Source organism: Rhodoferax sp. P2_H8_2, from assembly GCF_056403235.1.
In genome coordinates, this window is sequence record NZ_JBFUFW010000006.1 from 140,173 (window position 1) to 163,271 (window position 23,099).

The 23,099-nt window shown below is 58.8% G+C and carries 21 protein-coding genes; 15 read left to right on the forward strand and 6 right to left on the reverse strand.

Annotation, left to right across the window (positions count from 1 at the left end; translation table 11 throughout):
• Positions 1 to 157 precede the first annotated feature (157 nt).
• The 6 genes from AC1DV6_RS12605 to AC1DV6_RS12630 all read right to left on the reverse strand — a co-directional run bounded on the left by AC1DV6_RS12605 (position 158) and on the right by AC1DV6_RS12630 (position 5,418).
• Positions 158 to 1,765, reverse strand: a complete 1,608-nt coding sequence (locus AC1DV6_RS12605; protein WP_477977815.1) for an EAL domain-containing protein — start codon at positions 1,763 to 1,765, stop codon at positions 158 to 160.
• 105 nt (positions 1,766 to 1,870) lie between these two features.
• Positions 1,871 to 2,656, reverse strand: a complete 786-nt coding sequence (locus AC1DV6_RS12610) for a peptidylprolyl isomerase (RefSeq protein ID WP_477977816.1) — start codon at positions 2,654 to 2,656, stop codon at positions 1,871 to 1,873.
• A 39-nt stretch (positions 2,657 to 2,695) separates the two neighbouring features.
• Positions 2,696 to 2,968 carry a BolA family protein gene (locus AC1DV6_RS12615; RefSeq protein ID WP_477977817.1) on the reverse strand — a complete coding sequence of 91 codons (273 nt, stop codon included), beginning with the start codon at positions 2,966 to 2,968 and terminating at the stop codon, positions 2,696 to 2,698.
• Complete coding sequence (locus tag AC1DV6_RS12620) at positions 2,965 to 3,504, reverse strand: inner membrane-spanning protein YciB (RefSeq protein ID WP_477977818.1); 540 nt, start codon at positions 3,502 to 3,504, stop codon at positions 2,965 to 2,967. The genes AC1DV6_RS12615 and AC1DV6_RS12620 overlap by 4 nt, the downstream gene beginning before the upstream one ends.
• Positions 3,501 to 3,908, reverse strand: coding sequence for a peptide-methionine (R)-S-oxide reductase MsrB (gene msrB / locus AC1DV6_RS12625; protein ID WP_477977820.1), 408 nt, complete (start codon positions 3,906 to 3,908; stop codon positions 3,501 to 3,503). The genes AC1DV6_RS12620 and msrB overlap by 4 nt, the downstream gene beginning before the upstream one ends.
• A gap of 13 nt (positions 3,909 to 3,921) precedes the next feature.
• Positions 3,922 to 5,418 (reverse strand): protein adenylyltransferase SelO, encoded by a 1,497-nt coding sequence (locus AC1DV6_RS12630; protein ID WP_477977822.1) that lies wholly within the window; start codon positions 5,416 to 5,418, stop codon positions 3,922 to 3,924.
• Positions 5,419 to 5,516: 98 nt separating this feature from the next.
• Here AC1DV6_RS12630 and AC1DV6_RS12635 point away from each other — a divergent pair, with 98 nt between their 5' ends.
• The 15 genes from AC1DV6_RS12635 (at position 5,517) to AC1DV6_RS12705 (ending at position 23,092) form a co-directional block, all read left to right on the forward strand.
• On the forward strand, positions 5,517 to 7,145 hold the full coding sequence (locus AC1DV6_RS12635; RefSeq protein WP_477977824.1) for a 3-(methylthio)propionyl-CoA ligase: 1,629 nt from the start codon (positions 5,517 to 5,519) through the stop codon (positions 7,143 to 7,145).
• Positions 7,146 to 7,262: 117 nt separating this feature from the next.
• Complete coding sequence (locus AC1DV6_RS12640; RefSeq protein ID WP_477977826.1) at positions 7,263 to 8,498, forward strand: branched-chain amino acid ABC transporter substrate-binding protein; 1,236 nt, start codon at positions 7,263 to 7,265, stop codon at positions 8,496 to 8,498.
• Between the two features lie 97 nt (positions 8,499 to 8,595).
• Complete coding sequence (locus AC1DV6_RS12645) at positions 8,596 to 9,630, forward strand: branched-chain amino acid ABC transporter permease (RefSeq protein ID WP_477977828.1); 1,035 nt, start codon at positions 8,596 to 8,598, stop codon at positions 9,628 to 9,630.
• Between the two features lie 5 nt (positions 9,631 to 9,635).
• Positions 9,636 to 10,916 (forward strand): branched-chain amino acid ABC transporter permease, encoded by a 1,281-nt coding sequence (locus tag AC1DV6_RS12650; RefSeq protein ID WP_477977830.1) that lies wholly within the window; start codon positions 9,636 to 9,638, stop codon positions 10,914 to 10,916.
• A complete protein-coding gene (locus AC1DV6_RS12655; RefSeq protein WP_477977832.1) occupies positions 10,913 to 11,701 on the forward strand; it encodes an ABC transporter ATP-binding protein in 789 nt (262 codons plus the stop codon). The genes AC1DV6_RS12650 and AC1DV6_RS12655 overlap by 4 nt, the downstream gene beginning before the upstream one ends.
• A gap of 1 nt (position 11,702) precedes the next feature.
• On the forward strand, positions 11,703 to 12,398 hold the full coding sequence (locus AC1DV6_RS12660) for an ABC transporter ATP-binding protein (protein ID WP_477977834.1): 696 nt from the start codon (positions 11,703 to 11,705) through the stop codon (positions 12,396 to 12,398).
• A 393-nt stretch (positions 12,399 to 12,791) separates the two neighbouring features.
• Positions 12,792 to 14,894, forward strand: coding sequence for a 3-hydroxyacyl-CoA dehydrogenase NAD-binding domain-containing protein (locus tag AC1DV6_RS12665; RefSeq protein WP_477977836.1), 2,103 nt, complete (start codon positions 12,792 to 12,794; stop codon positions 14,892 to 14,894).
• Between the two features lie 14 nt (positions 14,895 to 14,908).
• Complete coding sequence (locus AC1DV6_RS12670; protein ID WP_477977838.1) at positions 14,909 to 16,411, forward strand: M20 family peptidase; 1,503 nt, start codon at positions 14,909 to 14,911, stop codon at positions 16,409 to 16,411.
• A gap of 34 nt (positions 16,412 to 16,445) precedes the next feature.
• Entirely contained in the window at positions 16,446 to 17,621 is a 1,176-nt protein-coding gene (locus AC1DV6_RS12675; RefSeq protein ID WP_477977840.1) for an acetyl-CoA C-acyltransferase, read from the forward strand.
• 151 nt (positions 17,622 to 17,772) lie between these two features.
• Positions 17,773 to 18,537: a hypothetical protein gene (locus AC1DV6_RS12680; RefSeq protein WP_477977842.1), complete on the forward strand. Its 765-nt coding sequence runs from the start codon at positions 17,773 to 17,775 to the stop codon at positions 18,535 to 18,537.
• A gap of 89 nt (positions 18,538 to 18,626) precedes the next feature.
• Positions 18,627 to 20,474: an acyl-CoA dehydrogenase gene (locus AC1DV6_RS12685; RefSeq protein ID WP_477977844.1), complete on the forward strand. Its 1,848-nt coding sequence runs from the start codon at positions 18,627 to 18,629 to the stop codon at positions 20,472 to 20,474.
• The gene (locus AC1DV6_RS12690; protein ID WP_477977846.1) at positions 20,474 to 20,725 is read left to right on the forward strand and encodes a hypothetical protein; all 252 of its coding nucleotides are present in this window, start codon (positions 20,474 to 20,476) and stop codon (positions 20,723 to 20,725) included. Before AC1DV6_RS12685 ends, AC1DV6_RS12690 begins: the two co-directional genes overlap by 1 nt.
• Positions 20,722 to 21,516: an SDR family oxidoreductase gene (locus AC1DV6_RS12695; protein ID WP_477977848.1), complete on the forward strand. Its 795-nt coding sequence runs from the start codon at positions 20,722 to 20,724 to the stop codon at positions 21,514 to 21,516. Before AC1DV6_RS12690 ends, AC1DV6_RS12695 begins: the two co-directional genes overlap by 4 nt.
• Positions 21,509 to 21,994 (forward strand): PaaI family thioesterase, encoded by a 486-nt coding sequence (locus AC1DV6_RS12700; protein WP_477977850.1) that lies wholly within the window; start codon positions 21,509 to 21,511, stop codon positions 21,992 to 21,994. The genes AC1DV6_RS12695 and AC1DV6_RS12700 overlap by 8 nt, the downstream gene beginning before the upstream one ends.
• Positions 21,995 to 22,075: 81 nt before the next feature.
• Positions 22,076 to 23,092, forward strand: coding sequence for an NADP-dependent oxidoreductase (locus AC1DV6_RS12705; protein ID WP_477977852.1), 1,017 nt, complete (start codon positions 22,076 to 22,078; stop codon positions 23,090 to 23,092).
• Positions 23,093 to 23,099: the final 7 nt, after the last annotated feature.

A 23,099-nucleotide genomic window follows, 5' to 3' on the forward strand; every position in this document is an offset into this window, starting at 1 on the left:
GACGGTGAGCGGTAGTTCTGCATCCGGTATTCAAGCCTTGCGCGCTAGCATCACTTCAACTCGCCGGGGTTGGGTATGCCTCAGAGCCGATTTCCTGTTCGCGCAGAGAACAGCATGAGGCCCTGAGGCATGCCCAATCCCGGCAGGTACAAAAGCTTCAACCAGAGGCCTGCGCTTCAACAAACTTTCGCAAAGCGCTCATCCGCATAGGCCTGGCAAACAACCAGCCCTGCGCAAACTGCACGCCGCGGTCCTGCAATAGCGTGGCCTGGGATTCGGTCTCCACGCCCTCGGCAATCATCTTCAGATTCAGTGCCTTGGCCATCTCGATGATGTGCAATGCAACCTGGCTGGTGGCGGCGTCGGTCTGTAGCGTGTCCACAAACGACTTGTCGATCTTCAAGTAATCCAGATCAAACGTGCCCAGGTAAGACAGACTGGAGTAGCCAGTGCCAAAGTCGTCCACTGCGACCTCAATGCCCAGACCGTGGATGTCATGGATTACCTGGCGTACCCGCTCGGCATCCATCAGGCCGCGCTCTGTCGCCTCCACCATAATACTTTGCGGCCCGGCGTTGGTCGTGCGCATCAGGTCGGCCAGTAATTCAACCGTGCGCGGCGACTGCAGATCTGCCGCGGCGAGGTTGATTCCAATGTGGAAGGTGGGCAAGCGTACGAAGATGTCTCCCAGATCGGTTGCAACAGTATCCAGTACACGCGCCGTGATGTCCTGTATCAGGCCCGACTTTTCGGCCACAGGGATGAAAACATCGGGCGCAGTCATTTGGCCATCGCTGCGCTGCCAACGTATCAGTGCTTCGGCACCTATGCATTTGCGGGTCGCCAGCTCAATGATGGGCTGATACAGCAAGAACAGCTCGCGTCGGCGCAGCGCACGACGCAGCAACGCGGCCATACCCATCTGGCGACGGGCCAGCAGAAAGGTCAACAGCGCCAGCGCAATGCCAGCCAACACACCGAAGAGCCGCAAAGCGGTTGCCTCCGGGCTGGTGTGTGCGGCCAGGTTGGTGAGTGGCTGGGCGGCAAAAGTCTGCGTAGGAAAGCGTTGAGAGCTGATCACCGCAACCAGGAATTCGCCGTCGTCAAAGCAACCTTCGCCAATGGAATTTGCACGGTCGGCCCATTCCTGCTTGATAGCGCCGCGTGTAGATCGAAAGACTTTGCCGAGCTTGGCATAGGTCGCCAAAGAGATGTTGGCGGGGGTGGTAGCTATGTCGACGGTAATGGCCTGGTGCACAAAAGCGGCATAGCCCGCTCGTTCGACGATCGTAAAGGCCGTGCCAGGTGCAAATGGAAGTATGGCCCTGGCGCGTACTGTACTGCCGTCCATGCTGGCGCGTGGTGAATCGTTCTCCAGCGGCAGGCCAGCGCCGTGGCGGCCATAAGAACTGCACAGTAAACGACCGTCAACGATGTAACCCATTGCCTGAATGTCGGTTGACACCAGATCGATTTCGCCCATGCGCGCGATCTGCCGGTCAGAGCAGGGGTCGCCCGCTCCGCGAGCCGCAATCAATTTTTCCAATCCGTCGAACACTTGTACGCTGGCGCGCTCCGAGCGCAAGAGCACGTCGCGCGCGTAACCCAGCAAGCGCTCCTCCTCCGCGTGCCGGGTCTGCCATTTGGAGAGCTGCCAGGACAAAGCCACGGGCAGTGCGCCAGCAATCAGGCTGGCACACAGCGCGAGGATCAAGCCTGCTTCACGTTTCAATGTCGCTCCCACTGTGTAGTTCTTCGTGTCCACGTCTGGCGTGGTGTGGCTCGGACCTTAAGCAAAAGACCCGCGGGAGTCAACAAGGCATAAAAAAACGCGGCCTAAGCCGCGTCTTTTGGGAAGCGAAGGGTTCGATTACTCGACCTTGGCTTTGCCGCGCAGTTCTTCCTGGAACTTGGCCATGCGTTGCTGTTGCATCTGCTGGGCCACTTGAGGTTTCACATCTTCAAACTTGGGCAGTTGTGCATCGCGCACGTCGTCCACACGGATGATGTGGTAGCCGAACTGGGTCTTCACCGGAGTTTCGGTCATCTTGCCCTTGCCCAATGCCGCCAGCGCTTCGGAGAATTCCTTCACGTAGCTGTTGGGGTTGGCCCAATCCAGATCACCACCCTTGGCGCCGGAGCCTGGGTCCTTGGAGTTCTTCTTGGCCAGGTCTTCAAACTTGGCACCCTTCTTGATCTGGGCGATCAGGGCTTTGGCAGTTTCTTCCTTTTCCACCAGGATGTGGCGGGCCTTGAATTCCTTGCCGCTGTTCGCTGCTGCGAAACGGTCGTATTCGGCCTTCACGTCTTCATCGGAAATCGGGTTCTTCTTCGTGTAGTCGGAGAACAACTCACGAATCAGGATGGACTGACGGGCCAGTTCCAGTTGGGTTTTGAAATCAGCGGTCGCATCCAGGCCGCGGGCTTGCGCTTCCTGCATGAAAATTTCACGGGCGATCACTTCTTCCTTCAGCTGTTTTTCAACTTCAGGGGTGATGGGGCGGCCGGAACGGGCGACCTGTTCCTTCAGCGCGTCTACGCGAGAGCTGGGAACAGCCTTGCCATTGACGATAGCCACGTTCTGGGCATTTGCCACCGGGGCCAGGGTGCCGAGCAGGGCAACCAGAGCCAGAGACGACAAGATTTGCTTCTTCATTCAGTTTCCTTCAGGATTGTTCAATTCAGGATTACCTACTCAGGCATCCCCGGTTTCAATAGCCAGGGCGTGCAGTCCCTGTTCCATGAAATCACGCAGCGCATCATACACAAGGCGGTGACGGGCCACCCGGGCCTTACCGGTAAAGAAGGGTGAAGCAATCTTCACCCGAAAATGCGTTCCAGCCCCCAGCCCATTGGCGCCAGCGTGCCCAGCGTGCTGGTAACTCTCGTCAATCACCTCCAACCGGGTAGGTTGTAACAATTGGTTCAAGCGGGTTTCCAGCTCGGCGGCGGTGGGGAATTGGCTCATGACTCCGTCTCATCGGAAGGCAAGTGCTTGACCATGTATGCCACTTGACCAAAGATAAAAAGCACCATCAACCCGAGGCTCCAGAGTTTGAAACTGACCCACTCACTAGTGGTGTAGTTCAGCACGACATAGGAATTCAACAGTGCGAGAAACACGAAATACAGGATCCACGCCAGATTGAGCCTGTCCCACACCTGATCCGGCAGCGGAAATTTATCGGCAAGCCCGACCTTGGTCAGGTTCATTTTTTTTACCCATGTGACGTAACCGAACGCCAATGCGAAGAGCGCATACAGCACCGTTGGCTTCCATTTGATGAAATCCTCGTTGCGAAGAATCAGCGTTACTGCGCCAAAGACCAGTATCAGGACTAACGCTCCTGCTTGCATGCCGGTGAGTTTTTTGTACAGCGCATACAAAGCAATGGCCGCAACCACACTGCTACCCATCAATACGGCAGTGGCGGTATAGATATCAGAGAACTTGTACGCAATCGCGAAAAGAACGATAGGAAACAGGTCAAGAAAGGTGCTCATTTAGGCGTGAAGTTTAGCGATGCCGAGTTCATGCAGTAACGCAGGCCGGTATCGGTGGGGCCGTCATCAAACACATGGCCCAGATGCGCACCGCATTGAGCACACACGGTCTCCACCCGGCGCATGCCGTGGCTCGTGTCCGTGATTTCTTTGATCGCGCCCGGAACCGCCAGTGAGAAGCTGGGCCAACCGCAGTGCGCGTCGAACTTGGTTTCCGAGTCAAACAGCGTATTGCCGCAGCAAATGCAGTGGTAGCTGCCGTCGGCCCATTCGCGCTCGTACTTGCCGCTGAAAGGGCGCTCGGTGGCAGCATGGCGCGTGACCTCGAAGGCGACGGGTTCAGCACCTTTTTCGGCCAACACGGCTTTCCACTCTTGATCGGTTTTGGCAACTGGGAAGGTCATGATTTTTCCAATGTTATGAGCTACAGGAAATGGAGATGTCAGAAGCCCAGGTCGGCGGGAAACCGGCCCAAGCGTCGTGCTCCGGGTGTTCGTCGAACGGGCGCTCCAAAACTTTCAGCAATTGGGCCACGATGGTGAAATCTTTGCGTTTGGCGGCTTGGATAGCTTCTTCACCCAGATGATTGCGCAACACGTATTTGGGGTTGGTTTTTAGCATCAAATCGGCCGCTAGCGCGCTATCTGCCTGCGTAAGCAGCTCTGAATAGGATAGCAACCAGGCATCAAACACTGAGCGGTCCAGGAACAAATCCCGCACCGATGCATCGTCCGCGCGCTGCTCCACCGCCCAGTGGCTCAGGCGCCGCCAGAAGATCGTGAAGTCCACTTTGTCGGCCGCCAGCAGCTTCAATATGCCTTCGATCAAAGGTGTATGTGCCTCTTGCACCTTCGCAAACCCGAGCTTGGCCGCCATGCGTTTGGCAAATGCTTGGGGGTACAGCGTGCGATACGTCTCCAGTGCAGCAATCGCCTGCTCCTGCTCGCCAATCAGCGGCAGCAACGCCTGGCCCAGGCAAAACAGGTTCCAGTAGGCCACGTTCGGTTGTTTATAAAACGCGTAGCGGCCCTGGGTGTCGGAGTGATTGCAGATATGGCCAGGGTCGTAAGCGTCCATGAACTGGAACGGGCCGTAGTCAATCGTCAGCCCGAGGATGCTCATGTTGTCGGTGTTCATCACGCCATGACAGAACCCCACGGACTGCCACTGCGCGACCATTTCCGCGGTGCGCTCGGTCACCGCAGCCAGCAGCGCCACATACGGGTTGCCGCCCCAGCGTGCGTCCATGCGGCATTCCGAGTAATGGTTGTCGATCACGAAATCGGCCAGCACCTTGAGCTGATCGTGCAGGCCGTTGTGGGAAAAATGCTCGAAGTGGCCAAAGCGAATGAAGCTGGGCGCCAGGCGGGTGACTACGGCAGCGGTTTCGATCTCTTCGCGCCGTATCGGTGCGTCGGAGCCGGTGACGCACAGCGCACGCGAGGTAGGAATGCCTAGGCCATGCATGGCCTCGCTGCCCAAAAACTCGCGGATGCTGCTGCGCAAGACGGCGCGCCCATCGCCCATGCGCGAGAACGGCGTCAGCCCTGCGCCTTTCAGTTGCACTTCCCAGCCGAGTGTTTCACCGAGCAGGATGGCGCGGCCATCGCCCAACTGCCCAGCCCATTGGCCGAACTGGTGGCCGCTGTAGACGCTGGCCAGAGACCTCCCACCAGCTAGCTGCCTATTGCCGGTAAAGGCTTGAAGGGCCTCCTCCGACTCCAGCCACTGCGAAGCTAGTCCCAATTCTGAAGCAGCGGCAGTGCTGCGCCCTACCCAATACGGAGCAGGCAATGGAGTAGGGGAAAGCGCGGCGTAAAAATCTTCGCCCAATGTGGCAAAGCGGTTGACCCACGGAAGACCCAGATCCAGCGCGTCATCTTCGGGGACACGCAACTGTGACGAAATAGACATGGCTGAATTGTCCCGCATATGACTAATACGGGCATTTTCCGGGGGCTTGGTGGGATTACCATGCGCCACAGAATTCTGTATTTACAAAGAGGTGACACATGCTAGGGTTGATGCAAAGCCAGCAAATGCTGATTTCCACGCTGATCGATTTCGCCGAACGGCACCACGGCGAGGGCGAGATTGTTTCCCGGCGGGTGGAAGGTGATCTCCACCGCACGAACTACAAAGAGATTGCCGTGCGTTCGCGCCAGGTGGCCAATGCATTGGACAACCTGAAGCTGGCCTTCAGCGACCGTGTAGCGACGTTGGCCTGGAATGGTTACCGCCACCTGGAGCTGTACTTCGGCGTCAGCGGTTCTGGCCGAGTGTTGCACACACTGAACCCGCGCCTGCACCCCGACCAGATCACATGGATTGCCAACCACGCCGAAGACCAGGTGCTGTGCTTTGACATGACCTTTCTGCCCATCGTCAAGGCGATTCACAGCAAGTGCACGACGATCAAGCACTACATCGCGATGTGCGATGCCGACAAACTGCCCGCAGACACCGGCATCCCCGGTTTGCAAAGCTACGAAGCCTGGGTCGGCGCGCAGCCCAAAACCTACACATGGCCGCAGTTTGACGAGAATTCGGCGTCCAGCATGTGCTACACCAGTGGCACTACCGGCAACCCCAAGGCCGCGCTGTACAGCCATCGCTCCACGATGCTGCACGCCTACGCGGTGGCTATGCCCGATGTGATGTGCGTCAGCGCGCGGGATTCCATCCTGCCCGTTGTGCCTATGTTCCACGTCAATGCCTGGGGTCTGCCGTACACGGCGGCGATGACCGGCGCCAAGCTGGTGTTTCCTGGCCCGGCGATGGACGGCAAATCCATTTTTGAATTGATCGAGGGGGAGAAGGTCAGCTTCGCTGCCGGTGTGCCAACTGTTTGGCAAATGATGCTGGGCCACATCCAGTCCAACAACTTGAAGTTCTCGACATTGAAGCGCACAGTGATTGGCGGCTCGGCCTGCCCGCCGGCCATGATCACCGCGTTCAACGATGTCTATGGTGTCGAAGTGCTGCACGCATGGGGCATGACCGAGATGTCACCGCTGGGAACGGTGTGCACCCTGAAGAATCAGCACCTGACGATGAATCCGGACGACAAGATGAAGATCCGCCTGAAACAGGGGCGCGGCATCTTTGGCGTGGACATGAAGATCGTCGACGAAGAGGGTAAAGAGTTGCCATGGGACGGCAAGGCCTATGGCGATCTGCTGGTCAAAGGCCCCTGGGTCATCAACGAATATTTCAAAGGCGAGGGCCGCTCACCGTTGGTGGACGGTTGGTTTCCCACCGGCGACGTTGCCACGATCAACGCCGAGGGCTATATGCAGATCACCGACCGCAGCAAGGACGTGATCAAGTCCGGCGGCGAGTGGATCAGCTCCATCGACGTGGAAAACATTGCGATGGCACATCCTGCTGTAGCAATGGCCGCTTGCATTGGCATGAAGCACCCCAAGTGGGATGAACGGCCCATCATTGCGGTGGTGAAAAAGCCCGGCGCTGAAGTTACACGCGATGAGTTGATTGCGTTTTACGAAGGCAAAACCGCCAAGTGGCAGATACCGGACGATGTCGTTTTTGTCGACGCAATTCCGCTGGGAGGCACCGGAAAGATGCAGAAAACCAAACTGCGCGAAGTGCTGAAGGACTACGTCTTGCCCGGACTCTGACTGAAGGCTGACACGCCCCCAAGTCACGTTGGTGATAGCTCTTGGGGGAAACCCTTGTGGTGCAGCGCACAAAAAGAATTACGCTGCAAGTTGTTCAAGATTAAACGGAGACAAGCCATGAAATTGACACTGAAATTCGTTGCCCTGGGTACCTTGATGGCATGCGCAAGCATGGCCATGGCGCAAAAGGGCGAGGTCGTGAAAATGGTCCGCATCGATGCACAGACCGGCCTGATGGGCCCCGTCGGCCTCAACCAGCTCAAGAGCTACCAGTTCTTCGCTGAGAAGTTCAGCGGTGCGGGCAACCCCGCTGGCGTGAAATTCGAAGTCACCGGTATTGACAACAAGCTGTCTCCGACTGAGAGCCTGAACGCTCTCAAAGCCGCGATTGACCAAGGCGTGCGCTACATCATTCAGGGCAACGGTTCCTCCGTCGCGCTGGCACTGTCTGATGCGGTTGCCAAACACAACGAACGCAATCCCGGCAAGGAAGTCATTTACCTGAACGACGCTGCCGTCGATCCAGACCTGACCAATGGCAAGTGCAACTACTGGCACTTCCGTTTTGACGCAGACACATCGATGAAGATGGAAGCCATGTCCAGCTTTATCGAAGGACAAAAGGACGTCAAGAAGGTCTACATCCTCGGCCAAAACTATTCGCACGGCGTACAGGTTGCCAAGTACACCAAGGAAACATTTGCCCGCAAGCGTCCGGACATCCAAATCGTTGGCGAAGACCTGCATCCGATCGCCCAAGTGCGTGACTTCGCGCCCTACATCGCCAAGATCAAAGCCTCCGGTGCTGACACCGTGGTTACCGGCAACTGGGGCTCCGATCTGTCGCTGTTGATCAAGGCGGCCAATGAAGGCGGCTACACCGGCAAGTTCTACACCTACTACGCTGGCGTCACCGGTACCCCTGCTGCGTTGGGCACTGGCGGCGCAGGCCGTGTGTACATGGTGGCCTACAGCCACTACAACATGGGCGGTCAAACACAGAAGTGGATGGACGAGTTCAAGGCCAAGTACGACGACGACTTCTACACCGGCTCCGTGCTGCGCATTTACCAAATGCTGGGCGCAGCGATGGCCAAGGCCAAGTCCACCGACCCCGTCAAGGTGGCAGCGGCCCTGGAAGGCCTGAAAGTGGACAGCTTCAACGGCGAAGTCGAAATGCGCAAGTCTGACCACCAGTTGCAGCAACCGCTGTACATGACAGTGTGGGAAAAGGCCAGCAAGAAGTACCCCTACAGCCCGGAAAAAACTGGCATGACCTTTGCGCCGGTGAAGGAGTTCCCGAACTACGTTTCGAGCACGCCAACGAGCTGCCAGATGAAGCGTCCTGGCTGATCAGGACCTGATCGCGAAGAGCCCGTGTGGGAAGTACCCAGCGGGCTTTTTTTCTGTAGTGTTTGGTTTTGAAGTGTTCCAGGTAAGGGTGAGTTGAATGGAGTTTTTCATCATCTCGATGCTCAACGGACTGAGTTACGGCTTGCTGCTGTTCATGCTCAGTTCCGGTTTGACATTGATCTTCAGCATGATGGGTGTGCTGAACTTTGCACACGCTTCTTTTTACATGCTGGGTGCCTATGTGGGCTACAGCATCTCGCGCGTCGTCGGTTTCTGGCCTGCGCTGTTTATCGCACCGCTGGTCGTCGGCGGCATTGGCGCGCTGTTCGAACGCTTCAGCCTGCGCCGTGTGCACAAGTATGGCCACGTGGCTGAGCTGTTGCTGACCTTTGGCCTGTCGTATGTGGTGCTTGAAATCGTGCAACTGATCTGGGGTCGCATCGCTTTGGAGTTCCGCCCACCAGATGCATTGCAAGGCCCGGCCTTCACGCTGATCAACCATTCCATCAACGGCCTCAGCGTCCTGTGGGGCGCGGCGCCTGCCGAGATGTGCAGCGCGGCCGATGCCGCGATTCGCGTCGTCTGCTCACCATTCCCCGCCACCCGTGGTTTCATGATGCTGGTCGCTCTGGTGATGCTGGGCTCGGTATGGCTGCTGCTGACCCGCACCCGCATTGGTCTGGTGATTCAGGCCGCCTTGACGCACCCCGATGCGGTGGAATCCCTGGGCCACAACGTGCCACGCGTGTTCATGCTGGTGTTCGGTGCGGGCACTGCGCTGGCTGGGCTGGCTGGCGTGATTGGCGGCAGCACCTATCTGACCGAACCGGCCATGGCTTCCACCGTTGGCTCCATCATCTTCGTGGTCGTTGTGGTTGGGGGCATGGGTTCATTGTCCGGCGCATTCTTGGCATCGGTGTTGATCGGCGTGATCCAGACTTTTGCTGTAGCGATGGACTATTCGCTGGGTAGCCTGATGCAATCCTTGGGCGTGCAGTTGAGTGCGGGCGTCAGCAACAACACGCTTGCCAAGCTGACGCTGTCGCAAGTGGCGCCCATATTGCCGTACCTGTTTTTGGTGCTGATCCTGATCTTCCGGCCCAAGGGTCTCTTGGGTAACAGGGAGGGATGAACAGCATGCTTCTCAAACCTACCAAACGTGGACGCGTCATCGTTTGGGGCCTGTTCGCTGCATTGTTGATCGCAGCGCCACTGGTGTTCACCAGCGGCCTGTCGCTGACCATGCTGTCGCAAATGGGCATTGCCATTATTGCCTGCCTGTCATTCAACATGCTGCTGGGACAGGGCGGCATGCTCAGCTTCGGCCATGCGGTGTACAGCGGCTTAGGCGCGTTTGTCGCCATCCACGCGCTCAACGATTATTCCGGCGGTGCCTGGCCGCTGCCGGTGTCTCTGGTGCCACTCGTCGGCGGTGTTGCAGGCATGTTTTTCGCGATGCTGTTCGGCTTCGTGACCACCCGCAAGGCGGGCACTACGTTCTCGATGATTACGCTGGGCCTGGGCGAACTGGTGTTTGCGATGTCGCTGATGGTGCCGGAGTTCTTCGGCGGTGAGGGCGGTGTCTCTGGCAATCGCGTCGTCGGCGAGGCTTTCATGGGCATCACCTACGGCCCGGCGCGACAGGTCTACTACCTGATTGCCGTCTACACCTTCATCTCGGTCGCGCTGATGTTCGCCTTCACGCAAACGCCTTTGGGCCGCATGCTCAACGCCGTGCGCGACAACCCCGAGCGGGTTGAGTTTGTTGGCTACAACACGCAACGCGTGCGCTACATCGCCTTCATCATTGCCGGCTTCTTCGCTGGCATCTCTGGTGGCTTGGGCGCGTTGAACTTTGAGATCGTCAATGCCGAAGTGGTGCACGCGGCGCGCTCTGGCGCTTACCTGCTGTTCACTTTCCTCGGTGGTGCCACCTTCTTCTTCGGCCCCATCATTGGCGCCGTGCTGATGGTGCTTGCCTTTGTGCTGTTCAGCGAGTTCACCAAGGCCTGGCTGCTGTACCTGGGCCTGATCTTCCTGTTCATGGTGATGTATGCGCCGGGCGGTATTGCCAGCCTGATCATGATGAACCTGCGGGTTGCAGCGTATGGCCAATGGCGCCGCAGTTGGCTGCTGCATTACCTGGCGATGGCCATCACACTGCTGGTGGCGCTGGCCGGTGCGGGCGCGATCATTGAAATGATTTACCACCTGCAGCTGAGTTCTACGGCCAGTTCGGAGTTGCGCTTCATCGGCGTTGACCTGGACGTCGCCCGTGTCGGTAGCTGGCTGGGCGCTAGTCTGGTGTTGCTGGTGGGCGGTGGCCTGTTCGAAGTCTGCCGCCGCCAATTCGCCAAGGCATGGAGCCACGCGCAAGAACAAATCCAGCAAGAAATTCAGCGGAGGGAAGCCCTGTGAGCACGGCATCCAACACAACGCCCGCGCTCGAATTGCGCAGTGTGCGCAAGAGCTTTGGCAAAACAGAAATCATCCGCGGCGTGGATCTGGCTGTACGGGCCGGCGAGCGCATCGCGATCATCGGCCCCAACGGTGCTGGCAAGTCCACGCTGTTCAACCTGATCAGCGGCCGTTTCTCGCCCACCAGTGGCGACATGCTGCTGCACGGCCAGCGCATCAATGGCCTCAAGCCATTCGAGATCAACCGTCTGGGTCTTTCGCGCAGCTTCCAGATCACCAACATCTTTCCCAACCTCAGCGTGTTTGAAAACCTGCGCTGCAGCGTGCTGTGGAGCCTGGGCTACAAGTACACCTTCCTGAAGTTCCTATCTGGCCTGACCGACGCGAATGACCGCGCGCAGCAGTTGATGGAAATGATCAAGCTCGACAAGAAGCGCGACGTGCTGGCAGTCAACCTGACTTACGCCGAGCAGCGTGCGCTGGAAATCGGCATCACGATTGGCGGCGGCGCCAGCGTGATCCTGCTGGACGAACCGACCGCGGGCATGAGCAAGAGCGAGACCTCGCGCTTCATCAATTTGATCAAGGAAGTGACGACCGGCAAGACGCTGCTGACAGTGGAGCATGACATGGGTGTGGTGTTTGGACTGGCCGACAAGATTGCGGTGGTGGTGTACGGGGAAGTGATCGCCTTTGACACACCCGATGCGGTGCGCGCCAATGCAGCGGTGCAAGAGGCCTATCTGGGCTCCTCGGTTGCTGACGCGCAGGCGGGAGGGCACTGACATGTTGACCGTCTCCAACCTCAACGCGTATTACGGCAAGGGCCATGTGCTGCATGGCGTGGACATGCAGGTCGGCGCAGGCGAAATTGTCTCGCTATTGGGCCGCAACGGCTCTGGCCGCTCCACCACCGCCAAAGCCATCATGGGCCTGGTGAACTGCAATGGTTCCATTGTCTGGAAAGGCAAGGAAACCCTCGGTCGCAAGACCTTCGAGATCGCCAACCTCGGCATTGGCTATGTGCCAGAGAACCGCGACATCTTCCCCAAGCTGACTGTGCACCAAAACCTGTTGCTCGGCCAAAAAGGCAAGGGCAAAGGCGCTCGCTGGTCGTTTGACGACATGTACCAGATGTTCCCGCGCCTGAAAGAGCGGGAGCACACCGAAGCGGGCGTGTTGTCTGGCGGTGAACAACAGATGCTGACGCTTTGCCGGACTCTGATGGGCGACCCGGATCTGATCATCATCGACGAGCCGACCGAAGGCTTGGCGCCCAAGATTGTGGAACTGGTTGCCCTGTACCTGCAGGAACTGCGCAAGCGCGGTATTTCCGTCTTGCTCATTGAACAGAAGCTGACGATTGCTATGCAGATCTCGGATCGCTGCCTGGTGATGGGTCACGGGAGTATCGTTTTTGAGGGTACGCCGGATGCTTTGCGCGCCAACTCCGATATTCGTAAGGAGTGGTTGGAGGTTTAGGTTCGTTACGTAGTTTCTGTCGCCCGCGGCTGTCGCGGGGTATGCGTTTTGCTCCGTGTCCCCCGCCCCCTTTGCGGGCTCCTCCTTGACCTACGCAAAACCCACACCCCACACCAACCGCTCGAAGGGTAGTTGCCTGCGGCAAACAAGCCAAGCCACTTTGGGACGGGTGGGCTATGCGTTTTGCGCAGGTCAAGGAGGAGGGCCGAAGGCCCGGGGGACACGGAGCAAAACGTATAGCCCGCCTGCACCTGAGCTAAAGATTCGCATGAAACTGGGAAAGGATGGAGCGAGTCCCACCCGTGACAACCGACACTTTTGATTCACCATTAGCCAATACAATGTACAAAAAAGAACGATCGTTCTATTTTCTATTCTGAAGAAGGATTCCGTATGACCGCTCACTACCAAGTTCAAGGCGACGTCGCCGTAATTACGCTGGACAACCCGCCCGTCAACGGCCTGGGCTTGTCTACACGCCAAGGCATTGCCGATGGCATGGCCAAGGCCAATGCTGATGCGGCGGTGAAGGCCATCGTGATCACCGGCGCTGGCAAGGCGTTTTCGGGTGGCGCGGACATCAAGGAATTCGGCAAGCCCACGGCGATGCAGGAACCCAACCTCAACAGCGTCATCGGTGTGCTGGAAAACTCCACCAAGCCCGTAGTCGCCGCTATCCACACAACAGTCATGGGCGGTGGCCTGGAATTGGCGCTGGGTTGCCACTACCGCATCGCTGCCCCCGGCACTGCGGTAGCGCTGCCAGAAGTCAAGCTGGGTCTTTTGCCCGGCGCAGGCGGTACTCAACGTCTGCCACGCGTATTGGGCGTGGAAGCTGCACTGAACATGATCGTCAGCGGCGAAACCATCCAAAGCGAAATGCTGGCGATGTTGCCCGGCCAAAAACTGTTCGACAAGTTGGCCAAATCTGCCGAATCGCTGGCCGAAGAGGCGCTGGCGTTTGCCAAGTCGGTAGCCGATACCAAGCCGCTGCCACGCGTGCGTGACCTGAAGTGCAAGCACCCGCAAGGCGATGCGTATTTCGCTTTCGTGCGCAACATGGTTGGCGCAGTGTCCAAGAACTATCCCGCGCCGCTGAAGTGCATCGACGCTGTTGAAGCCGCCACCACCAAGAAGAACTTTGACGACGGCATGGCCGTTGAGCGCGACATCTTCATCAACCTGATGTGGACGGCAGAAAGCAAGTCGCTGCGCCACCTGTTCCTAGCCGAACGTGCTGCCTCCAAAATCCCGGATGTGCCCGCAGACACTGCGCAACGCGCTATCAACTCTGTAGCAATCATCGGTGCTGGCACCATGGGTGGCGGCATTGCGATGAACTTCCTGAACGCTGGCATCCCCGTCAAGATGCTGGAAATGAAGCAGGAAGCGCTGGACCGTGGCATTGCCACCATCCGCAAGAACTACGAAGCCCAGGTGGCCAAGAAGAAGCTCAAACAAGATAAGTACGACCAGCGCATGGCACTGCTGACCACCACGCTGAGCTATGACGATCTGGGCGCTGCCGATTTGGTGATCGAAGCCGTGTTCGAAGAAATCGGCGTCAAGGAGGCTGTTTTCAAGGAACTCGACCGCGTGATGAAACCCGGCGCGATTTTGGCTTCCAACACCTCCACACTGGACGTCAACAAGATTGCCTCCTTCACCAAGCGCCCAGAAGACGTCGTGGGCCTGCACTTCTTCAGCCCGGCCAACGTGATGAAGCTGCTGGAAGTAGTGCGCGGCGAAAAGACTGCCAAGGACGTGATGGCCACCGTGATGGCGGTTGCCAAGAAGATCAAGAAGACCGCTGTGGTGTCCGGCGTCTGCGACGGCTTTATCGGCAACCGCATGATCGAACAGTACGGCCGCCAGGGCGGTTTCCTGCTGGACGAGGGCGCGACCCCCGAGCAGGTCGACAAGGCGATGGAAAAATTTGGCATGGCCATGGGCCCGTTCCGCATGGGCGATCTGGCTGGCAACGACATCGGCTGGGCGATCCGCAAGCGCCGTGCTACCGAGCGCGCCGACATGAAATACAGCAAGACCGCTGATTTGCTGTGCGAGAAGGGCCGCTTTGGTCAGAAGACCGGCGCAGGCTGGTACGACTACCTGCCCGGCAAGCGCGATGCAATCCCGAACGCCGAAGTGGTCAAGATGATTGAAGACTACCGTGCGTCCAAGGGCATCGTGCCGCGCAAGATTTCTGACGAAGAAATCGTGCAACGCCTGGTGTTCGCGCTGGTCAACGAAGCCGCCCACATCCTCGAAGAAGGCATTGCCAACAAGGCCAGCGATATCGACATCGTCTATATCTTCGGCTATGGCTTCCCTCCCTACCGCGGTGGCCCAATGAACTACGCCGACCAGGTTGGCCTGTTCAACGTGGTGCAGGCGATGAACCGTTTTGCGCAGAACCCGTTGGACGACGCAAACTTCTGGAAGCCCGCGCCTCTGTTGGCCAAGCTGGCTGCTGAAGGCAAGACCTTCAACTGATCCGCGCACGCTCCATGATCAAGAAGATTGCGTTCTGGACTGCAGGCCTGGTGCTGCTGTTGGTGGCCGTACTGGCTGTCAACACGCTGCGCAAAGGCTCACGCCAACTGGATGTGCCGCCGCTGGCGGTGCTGCCAGTCGACGAAGCGGCAGTGGCAGAACGTCTGGGCGAAGCCGTGCGCTTGCGCACGATTTCGTCACGCGACGACGCCAACCTCAACGCCGACCAGTTCAAGGCCATGCACGTGTTGCTGGAAAAGCGTTTTCCCAAGCTGCACGCCGCGTTGCAGCGTGAAGTCGTCGGTGACCTGAGCCTGCTTTACACCTGGAAGGGCAGCAAACCCGACGCCAAGCCCATCCTGCTGATGGCGCACACCGACGTCGTGCCGATTGCACCTGGTACCGAAAAGGACTGGGCGCAGGAGCCATTCTCCGGCGCGGTGAAGGATGGCTTTGTCTGGGGCCGTGGCGCATGGGATGACAAGGGCAACCTGATGTCGCAGATGGAGGCCGTTGAAATGCTGGTCGCCAGCGGCTACAAGCCCGAGCGCACCGTTTACCTGTCTTTCGGTGCAGATGAAGAAGTGCTGGGCCAGCGTGGCGCCGCCAAAATCGCCGCCTTGCTGAAAGAGCGCAAGGTGCAGCTCGACTTCATCATCGACGAAGGCCTGCTGGTCACCGAGGGCATCATGCCCGGCTTGGCAAAGCCTGCTGCGCTCATTGGTGTCGCCGAGAAGGGCTTCCTGTCGGTCGTGCTGAAGACATCGGCCACACCCGGCCATTCGTCGATGCCGCCGCCCAAGGGCACCAGTGCGATTGCGATGATGAGCGCTGCGCTCAAGCGCGTGGACGATGAACAGTTGCCCGGTGGTATCCGTGGCGTGGCGGGCGAAATGTTTGCGACGGTTGCTCCGGAAATGAGCGGCTTCTCGCGCGTGGCGCTGTCCAACCTGTGGCTGTTTGGCCCGGTCGTGCAAAAGCAGTTGGAGAACGGTGCCAGCACCAACGCCATGCTGCGCACCACCACTGCGCTGACCATCATCAACGCCGGCAACAAGGAAAACGTGTTGCCCGGCCGCGCCGAGGCGACGGTGAACTTTCGCCTGCTGCCCGGTGACACCAAGGAAATGGTGCTTGAGCACATGAAGAGCAAGGTGGCGCAGGCTATCGGTGCCGACAAGTTCGAGCTCTATGCGCTGCCCGGCGCTGTGGATGCGTCCAAGGTTGCGCCCACAGATTCTGCCCAATATGCGTTGTTCAACCGAACCATTCGCGAAGTCTTCCCTGGCACGCTGGTCGCCCCGGGCCTGATGATTGGCGCGACGGACTCGATCAACTTCAGCGACATCAGCGATCACATTTTCAAGTTCTCGCCGGTGCGCGCGAACGCCGAAGACTTGAAGCGCTTCCACGGTACCAACGAACGCATCTCCACCAGCAATTACGCAGAAGCGATTCGCTTCTACCACCGCCTGATCAGCGAGGGCGCCAAAGTGTCCTCGTCGGCGCAGCCATAAACACCCAGCCCATTTTTTAAGAGAAGGATTGACCATGACATCCGCAGTAATCGTTTCCACCGCACGTACCCCGTTGACCAAGGCCTGGAAGGGCGCTTTCAACATGACCCACGGCGCCACCATGGGCGGCCACACCGTGGAGCACGCCATCAAGCGCGCCGGCATTGAAGCCGCCGAAGTCGACGACGTCATCATGGGTTGCGGCACGCCCGAAGGCGCGACCGGTGCCAACATCGCGCGCCAGATCGCGCTGCGCGCCGGCTGCCCGGTCACCGTCTCCGGCATGACCATCAACCGCTTCTGCTCGTCCGGTCTGCAGACCATTGCTACCGCCGCGCAACGCATCATTGCGGGCGAAGGCGACATCTATGTCGCTGGCGGCGTCGAAGCCATCTCCTGCACCGCGCAAGAGATGAACAAGCACATGCTGCAAGACCCGTGGCTGATGAAGAACAAGCCTGAGGTGTACTGGGCCATGCTGCAAACCGCAGAGCAGGTCGCCAGCCGCTACAACATCAGCCGCGAAGCGATGGACGAATACGGCGCAAGCAGCCAGCAAAAGGCTTCCGCTGCGCTGGAAAAGGGCCTGTTCAAGGACGAAATCGCCCCCATCACCGTCACCATGGGTGTGGCCGACAAGGTCATGGGCATGATGACGAAGCAAGTCACCGTTAGCGATGACGAAGGCATCCGCGCTGGCACCACCTATGACGGCATCAAGGGCCTGCGCTCCGCGCTGCCGGGAGGCCTGATTACCGCAGGTAACGCCAGCCAGTTGTCCGATGGCGCAGGCGCGACCGTCGTGATGCACGAGAAGGTTGCCGAGCAAAAGGGCCTGAAGCCGCTGGGCCGCTTCCTCGGCTTCGCGGTCGCTGGCTGCGAGCCAGACGAAATGGGCATCGGCCCTGTGTTCGCCATCCCCAAGGTGCTCAAGCGCCTGGGCCTGACGATGAACGACATCGACCTGTGGGAACTGAACGAAGCCTTCGCCGTGCAGGTGATTTACTGCCGCGACAAGCTGGGCATCCCCGCCGACAAGCTGAACGTCAACGGCGGCGCCATCGCCGTCGGCCACCCCTTCGGCATGAGCGGCCAACGCCTGACCGGCGCCGCGCTGCTGGAAGGCAAACGCCGTGGTGCCAAGAAGGTCATGGTGACCATGTGTATCGGTGGCGGTATGGGTGCGGCTGGGGTGTTTGAGGTGCTGTAAGCCTTAGCCAGACGCTACCAAATCAGTAGCTGGCCGTGCACGTCCCACGGGGCTGCGCGGCTTTTTTTTGAAATTTGATGTCCTGCAATTGCATTGATATAGCATTCCGTGGCGGTACGTTCCATCAGAGCTGCCAACCTCCTGCCACCTTATGACTTACCTGCGCATAGTTTCCATCATTTGGTTATTGATCATTGTCCCGGCACAGGGCAGTGCAGAGGCACTTGTCGATGTCACCGTCAAGTCGTTTGTCAAACGCTGCAATGTTTATGTGAATGCCGAGTCGAGGGATAACGCGAGCGTCAGACTGACCAGAGAAAGAGCAAAGCTGAGGAAGCATAAGGTTCCCATCTCACTTCATTTAGCTGATTGCGAAAATGCTCACTATAAGATTGGCTTGCGAAATGGCGGGGTAACCCTCATCACGTTTGGCTATCCAACCAATGAGGATCCCGATTACAAAGGCGATCAGTACGAATGGACGGCGGATAGCCCATCGAGTGACTTCTGGCGTTTCGACTTTTATGGATGGGAATGGGGTGGGTGGGTGCTCGTTGACAAACGAACCGGCAGGAAAATAGAAACCAAGACGGAATGCGGAGGTGGAGCAGTCAACCTCATAAAAAACTACATCGCTACCATGTGTTCCGGTGCCTACGAAAATAAAGTTGATACCTTGTATATCGCCGATATGGGTTCGGAACCTGTGAACTGGTCAAAGGGCATTCAGCAAGGTCTCTGTCCAAACGATGAACGCTTTTCCCTCTACGAATTTCAGTCTCAAAAACCAGGCATGTTTGCCATCGAATACCAGTGTGAGTCGGGTGCGGTCGTCAAGGCAGTTTTTTCAGTCGACAACTCCGGGCTGAAAAGCCTCATCCGCGGAGTCAATCGACACTGGGAGTGGGATAGGTAACCGTCGTCACCAACATGACAGTGAATGCCTCCACAGCCCGCCGCAGTACGCAAAAATGCGACTCTGGCTTCCTTCTTTTAGGCCCATCCATGACGCTCCGCAACACCCTCGATTTCCTCCTGAACGACTGGCTGGACACCACGGCCCTGACCGAGCGCGAGCGCTTCGCCGATCACAGCCGTGAAACCTTTGATGCTGTGCTGGAAACTTGCGAGCGGATTGCGCGCGAAAAGTACGCGCCGTTCAATCGGTTGGCGGATGTGGAAGAGCCGCGCACGGTGAACGAGCCGGACGGCAGCTTGCGTGTGGTGTTGCCGCAGGCTACGCACGATGCGCAGAAAGCCTATGCCGAATCCGGCATGCTCTCCGCGGCGCAGGATTACGAGATGGGCGGCATGCAGCTGCCCTATACCGTGGAGGCTGCTGCCAATTCCTTCTTTGCTTGCGCATCGGTCAGCATTGGCACGGGCATGCTGACCACGGGCAACGCCAACCTGTTGATGAAGCATGGCACCGAGATGCAAAAAGAGGTGTTTGCGAAGAACGAGTTTTCTGGCCGCTGGTCGGGCACGATGTGCCTATCCGAACCACAAGCGGGTTCGTCGCTGAGCGACGTGGCGACGCGGGCCAACCCTGACGGCGCCGACTTTGAAAACGATCCGCTGGGTCCACGCTACCGCCTCAAGGGCAACAAGATGTGGATCTCGTCGGGCGAGCACGAGATCAACGAGAACATCATTCATTTGGTGCTGGCGAAGATTCCGGACGAGAACGGCAAGCTGGTGCCTGGTACGCGCGGGATTTCGCTGTTCATCGTGCCCAAAAAGATGGTCAATACGAAGGGCGAGCTGACTGGCGTGCGCAACGATGTGGCGCTGGCGGGGCTGAACCACAAGCTGGGCTGGCGCGGCACGACGAATACGCTGCTGAACTTTGGCGAGGGCAAGTTCCCTGTCGATGGACAAGCCGGTGCCGTGGGCTACCTCGTCGGCAAGCCCGGCAAAGGCTTGGCTTGCATGTTCCACATGATGAACGAGGCGCGCATTGGCGTGGGCATTGCGGCGACGATGCTGGGCATGGCGGGCTATTACGCTTCGCTGGAATACGCAAAGAACCGTCCACAAGGCCGTCCGATCACGGGCGGCGGCAAGGACGCCGCCGCGCCGCAAAGCCGCATCATTGAACACGCAGATGTGAAGCGCATGCTGCTGGCGCAAAAGGCTTATTCGGAGGGCGCGTTGGCGCTGGAGCTGTATTGCGCGCGGCTGGTGGACGAGCACCACACAGCGGGCGGCGAACAGGCCGAAGAAGCGCGCCTGTTGCTGGAAGTGTTGACGCCGATTGCCAAGAGCTGGCCCAGCGAATGGTGCCTGGAAGCGAACTCGCTGGCGATCCAGATCCACGGCGGCTATGGCTATACGCGCGATTTCCCGGTGGAGCAGTACTGGCGCGACAACCGCCTGAACATGATCCACGAAGGCACGCATGGCATCCAGGCGATGGACCTGCTGGGCCGCAAGGTGCTAATGGAAGACGGCAAGGGCATGACTTTGCTGGCCAACCGCATGACCGCCACCATTCACCGCGCCAGCGGCATCCCCGCGCTGGCCGCGCACGCCAAGGCGCTAGGCCGCGCGTTGCAGGACGTGGGTGCGGCTACGCAACAAGCCTGGTTGACCGGCCAACCTTCTGATGCGCTGGCCAATGCCGTGCCGTATCTGCAGGCCTTTGGTCACACGGTGTTGGCATGGATCTGGCTGGATGTGGCGGCCTGCGCGCTGGATAACGACCCTAAGCAGGAGCAACTCTCCACGCAAGGCCATGTCGGCTGCGCACGCTTTTTCTTCCATTACGAACTACCAAAAATCGGCGCCTGGCTGGGTGTGGTGCAATCACGGGACTTGACCTGTGCATCATTCCCAGAAGGAGCCTTTTAATGCCTTTTTTCAACATCAACGGTAGCGGCACCAATTCCAAAAAACTGAAGCGCATCGAAACTGCGATCTGGGTCCTGATTTATGGCGGTCTGCTGGCTTTCATCATTGGACATTTCACGGCCGAAGCCGACGCGAACACGGCGCACGTTTTGCGCGTATTGGGCCTGATTGCTGCCATAACTGGCGTAGTGCTGATTTATGTGCGCTCCCGCCTGCGCGAAGAAAATAAACCTACTGGAGACAAACCATGACAACACACACCGTCCAACAACTGTTTGACCTCAAAGGCAAAACCGCGCTGATCACCGGCGGCTCGCGCGGCCTGGGCCTGCAAATGGCCCACGCGCTCGGCGAAGCGGGCGCCAAGATCATGCTGAGCTCGCGCAAGGCGGCTGACCTGGAGGAGGCTGCTGCCGAACTGCAAGCCGCGGGCATTGACGCGCGCTGGATTGCTGCCGATTGCGCCAAGGAAACCGAAATCCACCGCTTGGCGAATGAAACCTTGGAGCGCATGGGCGATGTGGACATTCTGGTCAACAACGCAGGCGCGTCCTGGGGCGCACCGGCCGAAGACCATCCCGTAGAAGCATGGGACAAGGTGATGAACCTGAACGTGCGCGGCTATTTCCTGCTGAGCCAGATCATTGCCAAGAAGAGCATGATTCCGCGCAAGAGCGGCCGCATCATCAATATCGCTTCCATCGCCGGCCTGGGCGGCAACCCGACGGCGATGAAGACCATTGCGTACAACACCTCGAAGGGCGCGGTCATCAACTTCACGCGCGCGCTGGCGGCGGAGTGGGGCGTCTACGGCATCAACGTCAACGCGATTTGCCCCGGTTTCTTCAAGACCAAGATGGCGTCGGCATTGATCGAGAGCTTGGGCGAAGACAACATGGCCAGCCACGCGCCACTCAAGCGGCTGGGCGATGAAGAAGACTTGAAGGGCCTGACCTTGCTGTTTGCCTCCAACGCAGGCAAGCACATCACAGGCCAGTGGCTCGCGGTTGACGGCGGTGTATCCGTAGTAACTGGTGGCTGAATCTAAGGAATCCATCTGGGAGCGGGCAGTCGGCTTTGGTGTCGACATCCCGTTCGTCAGCCTGCTCGGTTTCGAATTGACGAAGTTTGCAGGCGGGCAGTCGGAGATTCTGTTTGCGCCCAAGCCCGAGCATCTCAACTCCTTCAGCGTGACCCACGGCGGCGCGCTGATGACGTTGCTGGATGTGTCCATGGCCACCGCAGCGCGCAGCCAGGTGCCGGAGATGGGCGTGGTCACGATTGAGATGAAGACCAGCTTCATGCAGCCAGCGATACCCGGCTCTGGCCCGCTGTTCGCCAAGGGTACTCTGATGCACCGCACGGCGACGATGGCGTTCACACAGTCCACCGTGTTTGACGCGCAGGGCAGGGCGTGTGCCCATGCCACAGGGACCTTCAAATTCGTCAAACGGCTGGCTACGGGGGCGCGCAGTGTCAACGACCTGAATGCGCCGCCTGGCCCCATTTCTACCGACTAATTTCCAGTCAAATTGGCCTGCAAGGCGCATAGAACGTGCGTAAGCAGCTAGCAAAACAATAGCATCCCCAAGGAGAACACGATGCCCACCAACCAACAAATCCACCTCGACAACCGCCCAGTGGGCGAAGCCGTGGCCAGCAATTTCAAGCTGGTGACCAGCGAGACACCTGCGTTGCAGGACGGTCAGGTGCTGGTGCGCCACCACTACCTGAGCCTGGACCCGTACATGCGCGGCCGCATGAACGACGGCAAGAATTACGCCCAACCCCAGCCACTGGGGCAGACCATGATTGGCGGCACGGTAGGTGAGGTGGTTGAGTCCAAGAATCCGAAGTTCGAGGTCGGTGACAAGGTCGTCGGCATGGGCGGCTGGCAGGAGTACAGCGTGGTCGACGCGGGCCAGCCCGGCGCGCTGCGCAAGGTGGACACCACCCATGTGCCGCTGAGCCACTACCTGGGGGCGGTGGGCATGCCCGGCGTGACTGCCTGGTACGGCCTGGTCAAAATCATTGCGCCCCAAGTGGGCCAGACCATGGTCATCAGCGCCGCGACCGGTGCTGTGGGCAGCGCGTTTGCAGCACTCTCAAAAGCACGCGGTTGCCGCACGGTAGGCATTGCCGGCGGCCCGGACAAATGCAAATACGCAGTCGACGAGCTGGGCTTTGACGCGTGCATTGACTACAAAGAACACAAAGATGCAGCGTCGCTGTCCAAGGCTCTGAAAGAAGCCTGCCCCAATGGCGTTGACGGTTACTTTGAAAATGTCGGCGGCATGATCCTTGATGCGGTGCTGACACGCATGAACGCCTTTGGCCGCATTGCGGTGTGCGGAATGATTGCGGGCTACGACGGCCAGCCTTTGCCGCTGGCATACCCGGCGCTGATCCTGACCAACCGCCTGAAGGTCGAAGGCTTTATCGTCAGCGAACACATGGAAGTCTGGCCCGAAGCGCTGAAGGAGTTGGGTGGCCTGGTGGCGACCGGCATGCTGAAGCCGCGCGAGAGCGTTGCGCAAGGCATTGCCGCCGCGCCAGAGGCATTCCTGGGTCTGCTCAAAGGCAAGAACTTTGGCAAGCAATTGGTCAAGCTGATCTGAGGAGCGC